This is a genomic window from Nocardioides iriomotensis, from assembly GCF_004168035.1.
Classification (GTDB): domain Bacteria; phylum Actinomycetota; class Actinomycetes; order Propionibacteriales; family Nocardioidaceae; genus Nocardioides_B; species Nocardioides_B iriomotensis.
Genome location: NZ_SDPU01000018.1, coordinates 174068 through 182366 on the forward strand (window position 1 = coordinate 174068; position 8299 = coordinate 182366).

Genomic DNA, 8299 nt, shown 5'->3' on the forward strand with positions numbered 1-8299 from the left:
AGAACGGCCAACGAGGGAGCGCGGTGCAGCAGCAGCGGTCACTTCTTGTCGCCCTGGCCCTCGGGATCCCGGGCTACGGGTGGCTCCTCGTCGCGCCCTCGGCCGGCCCGTCCTGGCTCAGCGAGGTTGTGCTGACCACCCTGCTCCTGGGCCTCCCCGTCTGGGCGCTGACCTGCGTCCGCGACGAGTCCCCGGTCGTGCGGCCCTGGCTCGTCCCGCTGACCACGGGCCTGGCGATGTTCCCGCTCGGCCACTTCGTCGGTACGGCGGGCGGCCTGCTCGGCCTCGGCGAACGCGGCTTCGCCGGCTTCGTCGGCGACGTCCTCGTGCTGGTCGGCTACCCGTTCCTGCTGCTCGGCCTGCTCGCGGCCCTCGCCGTGCACGTGCGCGGGCTGCGGCTCACGGTCTGCCTCGACGGCCTGACCGGCGCCCTGGCCGGCGCGGCGGTCGCCACCCTCGCGGTCGCGCCGCTGCTGCCGGCCATCGGCGACGGCACCTGGGCGCAGGTGCCGCTGCTCGCCTTCCCGTTCCTCGACGCCGCGCTCGTCGCGGCCTCCCTCGGCGCCCTCGCCCTGGTCGGGCTGGCGCACGGCCGCCAGTTCGGGCTGTGGGCGGTCGCGCTCGTGGTCCTGGCCGCCGCCCACCTCGTCCAGGTCGAGCGGTTCGCCTCCGGGGCCGCCGTGCCGGCCTGGTCCCACGCGCTGGTCGGCCTCGCACTCGCGCTGCTCAGCGTCGGCGCGCTGGGCCACGGGGCGCAGCGCCCCGACCGGCTCGCCGGTTCGCGCGCGCTCGGCGTACCCGCCCTGTCCTCGGTGGCCGCGGTCGCCGTGCTGCCGGTCGCGCCGGACTGGCAGGTCAACCCCCTGCCGACGCTGCTCGCGCTGGCCACGCTGGTGTGCGCGGCGGCGCGCTTCGTCCGGGCGTTCCTCCAGCTGCGCGAGCTCGCGGCGGTCAAGGAGATGGCCCTGACGGACGAGCTGACCGGCATCCCCAACCGCCGCGCGCTGTACCTGCACCTCGACACCATGCTCGCCCTCGCCGACGACGACGCGGAGCTGAAGCCCGGCGACGACGGCACGTTCGCGGTGGCGCTGATCGACCTGGACCACTTCAAGGAGGTCAACGACACCCTCGGCCACGCCACCGGCGACGCGCTGCTCAAGGGCGTCGTGGCCCGGTTCGGCGCCAAGCTCGAGGAGCTCGAGACGCCGTACCTCTTCGCCCGGCTCGGCGGCGACGAGTTCGCCGTGGTGCTGCACGAGGCGACCTCCCGCAACGCCGCGCTGATGGTTGGCGAGGCGCTCCAGGAGAGCCTCGCCGAGCCGCTCAGGCTCCCCGACGCCGAGCTGCACGCGCACGCCAGCATCGGCCTTGCCGTCGCGCCGCGGCACGGCCGCACCCGCAGCGAGATCCTGTTCGCGGCCGACGCCGCGATGTACGCCGCCAAGACCTCCGGCGACGCCGTCCGCTTCCACGCGCCGTCACACGACGAGAAGACCCAGCAGCTCGGCCTGTCCGAGGAGCTGCACCGGGCGCTCGACCGGCGCGAGCTCGTCGTCGAGTACCTGCCGGTCGAGTCCGCCGAGGGTCACCTCGTCGGCGTCGAGGCGCTGGTGAGGTGGGACCACCCCGAGCGCGGCCTGCTGCTCCCGGCCGACTTCCTGCCCGCCGCCGAGCGCTACCGGCTGACCAACGCGATCGCCCAGCGGGTGCTGGAGATCGCGCTCGGCGACCTCGAGCGCTGGCGCGCGCACGGCGTCACGGTCTCGCTCACGGTGAACCTCAGCACGAGCGACCTGCGCGACGAGGCGATCGTGAACCTCGTCGCCGAGGCGCTGCTGGGCAACGACGTCCCCGCGTCCGCGCTCACCCTCGACATCCCCGAGGCCGCGCTGGCCGAGGACCCGGACCGGGTCACCGACGTGATCCGCTCGCTCAAGGGGCTCGGCGTCCGGCTGGCGCTGGACGACTACGGCACCGGCGGCACCGGCCTCGCCCGGCTGCACGAGCTGCCGTTCCACGCGCTCAAGCTCGACGGCCGCTTCGCCCGCGACGCCGCCGTCGACGCCCGGTCGACGGGGGTCGTCAAGTCGGCCATCGACCTCGCCCACGCGCTCGGCATGCGGATCGTGGCGGAGGGCGTGGAGGACCGCCGGGCCGCCGAGCGGCTGCGCGAGCTCGGCTGCGACGAGCTGCAGGGCTGGCACGTCGGGCGTCCGGCCGCGGCCACGGAGGTCGAGGCCCGGATGTCGCGCAGCAGCGGCGGCAAGCACCGGCTCCCCGTCCCCGAGCAGAGCACCCGGCTCCCCGAGCAGCCGGCAGTCCCGGTCACGCGTCCCGAAGTGCAGCGACGCCGGTGATCCGGTGCACCGCGAACAGACGCACGTCGTCGGCGCGGTGGTCGAACGCCGTCAGCTGACCGGCGTGCACGTGCACCGGGTCGACGACCCGGTCGACCGTGACGCCCGCGTTGTCGACGTACCCGATGACGACCGTCTGCTTCGCGTCGGCCGCCTCGCGCAGCGCCGAGAGCAGCTCGGCGGGTGAGGACCGCGGTCCCTGCGACGGGCTCGGTGGTCCGGCGGGCCGGTGGGCGGCGGCCTTGTCGCCGGCGCGGATGGCGGTGACGGTCGCGGCGATCCGGGCGCCGAGGCGCGCGGCCCCGCGCGGGTCGTGGCTGCCGGGCACGCCCTGGTCGGTGCGCCGGGTGCGCGGTGAGCGCGCCCGCTGCACCTCCCGGCGGGCCAGCCGCACGGTGCCGTCCGGCGCCTCGACCACCGGGGCGGCGCCCAGCTCGCGGAGCCGGGGGAGCAGCACGTCGAGCGGTACGTCGCTCACCACGACCGTCGGCGCGATCCGCCGCAGCCGCAGCGAGGACGCCTTGGGGTGGTGGACGAGCTCGGCGAGCGCGGACTCGTCGTCGCTGCGCAGGAACGACTCGGCCGAGCCGACCCGGACCGTGCCGAACTTCCGGGAGACGTCGTCGACGAGGTACACCAGCGGCTGGGGCACCGGCGTCCGCGACGCCGCGCTCAGGAACGCGTGGATCTCGGCGGCCGACCAGCCGCTGTCGAAGCCGCGGCGCACCGACCGCTCGGTGAACCGGTAGACCGTCGCGCCCCCGCGTGACTCGATGTCGGCGAGCGTGGCCAGGTTGCGGCCGAGGTCCTGCTCCAGCGGCCCCGGCGCCACCGCGGTCAGGTCGGCCTGGAGCAAAACGTGGTCGACCGGCTCGGGCAGCAGCGGCTCGAGCGCCGCGGCCGCGTGGTGGGTCGGGTCGTCGTCGCCGAGCAGCGCGCGGCCGTGTGCGGCGAGCCCGCCCAGGGCCACGACGCCGACGATCGCGGCCTCCTCCATCGTCCAGGCCACCGCCTCGCGGCGGAGGGCGGGCCGCCGCGGCCGCAGCCAGGCCAGACGGTCGACGAGCGAGGGCAGCCCGGTGCCGGCCGCGAGCACCTCGCCGGCCGGCAGCTCGCCGACCTCGCGCAGCGCCGAGCGGCGGGTGTCGACCAGCCACGCACGCTCGAGGTCGGGGGCCAGCGCGTTGACCGGCTTGCCGCCGACGCGGCTGCCGACCTGGCCGAACATCCGGGGCGAGTCGAGCCAGGCCAGCGCGAGCCGGGTCCACCTGTCGGCGACGCTGGTGGCGGTCCAGTGGTCGAAGGCGTCGGTGGGCAGCCAGGCGGCGTCCTGCTCGTCGGTCGAGCCGACGTCGATGAGCCCGGCCGCCCAGGCCAGCTCGACGTGCAGCGCCGCGACCTTCTCCTCGACGTGCAGCAGCTCCGCGGCCGACTTGAGCTCGCGCACGCCGAGGCCGCCGGAGCGCAGCGCGTTGGGCGGCTGGGTGCCCCAGTGCTCCAGGAGCAGCTCGACGTGCCGGACCATCTCGAACGCCGCCCCGGCCGCGGCCCGGTCGACCAGGCCCGCGTCGCGCGAGCCGGTGACGAGGGCGGGCGGGCCGACGACGGCCTCGCGGGTGGTGCGGCCGCCGCGCAGGTGCAGCGCGACCTCCCGGGGGAGCGCGACGTGGCGGCGGTCCTTGGCCACCAGCAGGGCGCGGGCGAGCAGGCTGTCCACCGGCCCGGCGTGGTCGGCGCGGCGCACGGGACGGTCGGTCGCCTCGACGCTGCCGTCGCGACCCTCCCGGTCGAGGTGGTCGAGGATCGCCCGGGCCCGGTCGTCCACCTCGCCGACGAGCGCGGCCACCCGGTCGGGGTCGGCGAGCAGGTCGCGGATCGCGGCGATGTCGGCGCTGCGGTCGCCGGACGGGGCCAGCCCGAGGTCGGCAGCGAGCATCGCGACCCGGCTGGGCCCGTAGCCGCCCAGCAGCAGCTCCACGTCCGGGCCCAGACCGCTCACCGCGGTGCCGACGGCGTCGCCGAGCACGCTGAGGGCGCGCAGCAGGTCGTCGTCGCCCCAGACCAGCGCGAGCGCGTGCAGCCGGTCCAGCGCCGCGTCGACCGCGGTCTCGTCGGCGTTCACCAGCGCCCGGACGCGTCCGCGGGACGCCGTACCGCCGCACGCGAGGACCGCGTCGAGCACCGTCAGCTCGAGCTGGTCGAGCTGGTCGACCGCGCGCAGCGCCGACGCGCGGGTGCCGGCCCGGGACGCGAGCTGGCCGGAGTCCTGCGGCGCGGGCGACGCCAGGTCGGGTCGCTCCCGCAGCAGGCGGGACAGCGCCGCGTCCGACCAGCCGCGCAGCTGGTCGGCGAGGGTGCGCGGGGGCTCGGACGCGGGCATCCGCACCACGCTACCGCTCGACTCGTCTGCGAACCGCCCGTGTGAATCACCCCGAACACCGCAGACGAGTCGTTCTGACTGTCAGGATTGGCCCCATGGCGGTCATCGAGGCGCGAAGTCTCGGAAAGTCGTACGCCGGGAAGCCGGCGGTCGTCGACCTGTCCTTCGACGTGCAGCCCGGCAGCGTCACCGGCTTCCTCGGGCCCAACGGTGCCGGCAAGTCGACCACGATGCGGCTCATGCTCGGCCTCGACAAGGGCGCCGGGACGACGACGTTCGACGGGGTCCCGTTCACCTCCCTGGACCGGCCGATGCACCACGTCGGCGCGCTGCTGGAGGCCAAGCCGTTCCACCCGACCCGCACCGCGCGCAACCACCTGCGCATGCTCGCCTCGGCCAGCGGGATCCCGGCACGGCGGGTCGACGAGGTGCTGGAGCAGCTCGGGCTCTCCTCGGTCGCGCGGAAGAAGCCGCGCACCTTCTCGATGGGCATGGGTCAGCGGCTCGGGCTCGCGGCCGCGCTGCTCGGCGACCCGCACACGCTGATCCTCGACGAGCCCGCCAACGGCCTCGACCCGCAGGGCATCCAGTGGATCCGCGAGCTGCTGCGGGGGTTCGCCGCCCAGGGCCGGTCGGTGTTCGTCTCCAGCCACCTGCTCCCCGAGATGGCGCTGATGGCCGACCAGCTCGTCGTGGTCGGCCGCGGCCGGCTCATCGCCAGCGGCCCGATCCAGGACTTCGTGCGCAGCTCGCGCCGCAACGCCGTGCTGGTGCGGACGCCCCAGGCGACCGACCTCGCCGACGTCCTGCGCGGCCGCGGCGCGACGGTCGAGGCGGTCGAGCCCGGCGCGCTCTCGGTGAGCGGCCTGGACCTCGAGACCGTCGGCGACGTCGCCTTCGACGCGGGGATCCGCCTGCACGAGCTGTCGCCCCGGACGGCCACGCTCGAGGAGGCGTTCCTCGAGGCGACCGAGGGGGCGCAGGAGTTCGAGGCGCACGCGCGGCCCGAGCCGGGGACGACGGGCTCGACGACGTCGGGGGAGGAGGCCTCGTGACCGACGCGCTGCGCTACGAGTGGGCCCGCATCATCACGATCCGCTCGACGTACTGGCTGACCGGTCTCGCGCTCGCCTTCGCCATGCTCGTCGCCGGCGCCGCGTCGTGGGGCTTCGCGACCGAGGCCGACGGCGGCGGCGGCAGCCAGGCCCAGCTCGGCCTCGACCTGCTCGGCCCGTGGCTCGGCACCCAGTTCGCCCGCGGCGGCGCGCCGTACTTCGTCGGCTACCTCCTCGCGATGATCGGCATCCTGGCGTGGGGCCACGAGTACCGCCACGGTCAGATCCGCGCCACCCTCACCACGCTGTCCTCGCGGACCAGCGTCTGGATCGCGAAGTACGTCGTCGTCAACGCGTGGGTCGCCGCCGTGGTGTCGGCCTGCTACTGGGTCGCTGTGCTGGTCGGGGTGGTGTGGCTGCGCAACTACCCGGCCGACCTGGTCACCGGCGAGACCGTCGGCGGCTGGGGCCGCGCCGTGCTGCACGCCGGCCTGCTCTGCTCGCTCGCGATGGCGTTCACCGGCATCATCCGCAACCAGACCGCCGGCCTGGTGCTGCTGTTCCTCTGGCCGCTGGCGATCGAGAACGTCATCACCCTGATCTTCTTCCTCGTCCCCCGGTTGCGGGAGCACGAGGCGCTCACCCGGTTCCTGCCGTTCGGCGCCGGCAACCGGATCCACAGCGACGCCTTCCCGAACCTCGGCTCGACCACGTTCGGCGACCCGCTTACCTGGGTCGGCGGGCTGGTGGTGTTCGGCGGCCTCACCGTCGTGCTGATGGCCGTCAGCGTGGTGCTGTTCCGCCGGCGCGACGCCTGAACGCGCGCACGGGCGGGGCTCGCCACACCACGACGCGGAAAGTATGGGCGAAGGCCACATATCCAGCGTCCGGTGTTGTTCGTAGCGTCCGGGGGTAGACCAAAGAGAGACGCAGGTCACCCGACCGGTCCGCGAAAGGAACCCCCTGATGTCCACACCCGCCACGGGCCAGTCGACGACGAGCCCGGCGCCGGCGACCGAGAAGACGAACATCGTCAAGGTCGTCTTCGCCAGCCTCATCGGCACCGCCGTCGAGTGGTACGACTTCTTCCTCTACGGCTCCGCCGCCGCCCTGGTGTTCGGTGCCCTGTTCTTCCCCGAGTCCGACCCGGTGACCGGCACGCTGCTGGCGTTCGGCACCTACGCGCTCGGCTTTGTCGCCCGGCCGCTCGGCGGCGTCGTCTTCGGCCACTTCGGCGACCGCGTCGGCCGCAAGAAGATGCTCGTCGTCTCGCTGATGATGATGGGTGTCGCGACGTTCGCGATCGGCCTGCTGCCGACGTACGAAGCCATCGGCATCGCCGCGCCGATCCTGCTGCTGGTCTGCCGCCTCCTCCAGGGCTTCGCGGTCGGCGGCGAGTGGGGCGGCGCCGTCCTCATGGTCGCCGAGCACGGTGACGAGAAGAGCCGCGGCTTCTGGAGCAGCTGGCCGCAGGCCGGCGTCCCGCTCGGCAACATGCTCGCCACCGGCGTGCTGTTCATCCTGGCCGCGGTGCAGAGCGACGACGCCTTCAACAGCTGGGGCTGGCGCATCCCGTTCCTGCTGTCGGCCGTGCTGGTGCTGATCGGCCTGTTCGTCCGGCTGTCGCTCGAGGAGTCCCCGGTCTTCAAGGAGGCCAAGGCCGAGATCGAGGAGAAGAAGCAGACCGCGTCGCACCTGCCGATCCTCGAGGTGATCAAGACCTACCCCAAGGAGGTCCTCATCGCGATGGGCATGCGGATGGCGGAGAACATCTCCTACTACATCTTCACCGTCATCTCGATCACCTACGTGACGACGTACCTCGGTGCCGACAAGGACCTCATCCTCAAGGTGCTGCTCGTCGGTGCGGGCATGCAGTTCGTGATCATCCCGCTGATCGGCGCGCTGTCCGACCGCGTCGGACGACGTCCGCTCTACCTGGTCGGCGCGATCGGCGTCGGCATCTGGGGCTTCGTCTTCTTCGGGCTGCTCGACGACATGACCACCGGCAGCGTGATGCTCGCCGTCATCGTCGGGCTGGTCTTCCACTCGCTGATGTACTCCCCGCAGGCGGCGTTCTTCTCGGAGCTCTTCGGTACGTCGGTGCGCTACACCGGCGCCTCGGTCGGCTACCAGCTCGCGTCGATCTTCGCCGGTGCGCTGGCGCCGATCATCGCGGTCAAGCTGCTCGGCGACGTGGCCGACAAGGACACCTTCTCCGTCGGCGTCTACATGGCGATCGCCTCGGTGCTGACCATCGTCGCGGTGCTCGCGGCCAAGGAGACCAGGGCGTCCTCCCTGCGCCACGACCGCGTGGTGCGCGGCGCGCACGACTGACTCACCGGCTCGACGCACGAGGCCCCGCTCCGGATTCGGAGCGGGGCCTCGTGCCGTCCCGGACGTCTTCCCGGCGGAAACGGGTCACGAACGACAGCCAGCGGCCGGCGTGTCGTGTCGTTCGTGACCCATTGCCTTTGGTCGGCTGTCCGTGTGGTGGTTGGGGC

5 protein-coding genes are annotated in these 8299 nt (G+C 73.8%); 4 read left to right on the plus strand and 1 reads right to left on the minus strand.

Translation table 11 applies throughout. The features are described from left to right. Nucleotides 1-23 precede the first annotated feature (23 nt). Nucleotides 24-2360, plus strand: coding sequence for a putative bifunctional diguanylate cyclase/phosphodiesterase (locus tag ETU37_RS06670; RefSeq protein WP_129986463.1), 2337 nt, complete (start codon nt 24-26; stop codon nt 2358-2360). Here ETU37_RS06670 and ETU37_RS06675 read toward each other — a convergent pair. Beyond that, complete coding sequence (locus tag ETU37_RS06675) at nt 2329-4740, minus strand: helicase-associated domain-containing protein (protein ID WP_129986464.1); 2412 nt, start codon at nt 4738-4740, stop codon at nt 2329-2331. The genes ETU37_RS06670 and ETU37_RS06675 overlap by 32 nt on opposite strands. Nucleotides 4741-4835: 95 nt before the next feature. Here ETU37_RS06675 and ETU37_RS06680 point away from each other — a divergent pair, with 95 nt between their 5' ends. The 3 genes from ETU37_RS06680 (at nt 4836) to ETU37_RS06690 (ending at nt 8132) form a co-directional block, all read left to right on the plus strand. Next, nucleotides 4836-5795, plus strand: coding sequence for an ATP-binding cassette domain-containing protein (locus ETU37_RS06680; protein WP_129986465.1), 960 nt, complete (start codon nt 4836-4838; stop codon nt 5793-5795). Beyond that, nucleotides 5792-6613, plus strand: a complete 822-nt coding sequence (locus ETU37_RS06685; RefSeq protein ID WP_129986466.1) for an ABC-2 transporter permease — start codon at nt 5792-5794, stop codon at nt 6611-6613. Before ETU37_RS06680 ends, ETU37_RS06685 begins: the two co-directional genes overlap by 4 nt. 148 nt (nt 6614-6761) lie before the next feature. Next, nucleotides 6762-8132 carry an MFS transporter gene (locus ETU37_RS06690; protein WP_129986467.1) on the plus strand — a complete coding sequence of 457 codons (1371 nt, stop codon included), beginning with the start codon at nt 6762-6764 and terminating at the stop codon, nt 8130-8132. Nucleotides 8133-8299 lie beyond the last annotated feature (167 nt).

Bases quoted from the DNA above. Each gene is read 5' to 3' on its own strand.
- ETU37_RS06690 (WP_129986467.1), top strand. From the start codon at position 6,762: ATGTCCACACCCGCCACGGGCCAGTCGACGACGAGCCCGGCGCCGGCG.
- ETU37_RS06680 (WP_129986465.1), top strand. From the start codon at position 4,836: ATGGCGGTCATCGAGGCGCGAAGTCTCGGAAAGTCGTACGCCGGGAAG.
- ETU37_RS06675 (WP_129986464.1), bottom strand. From the start codon at position 4,740: ATGCCCGCGTCCGAGCCCCCGCGCACCCTCGCCGACCAGCTGCGCGGC.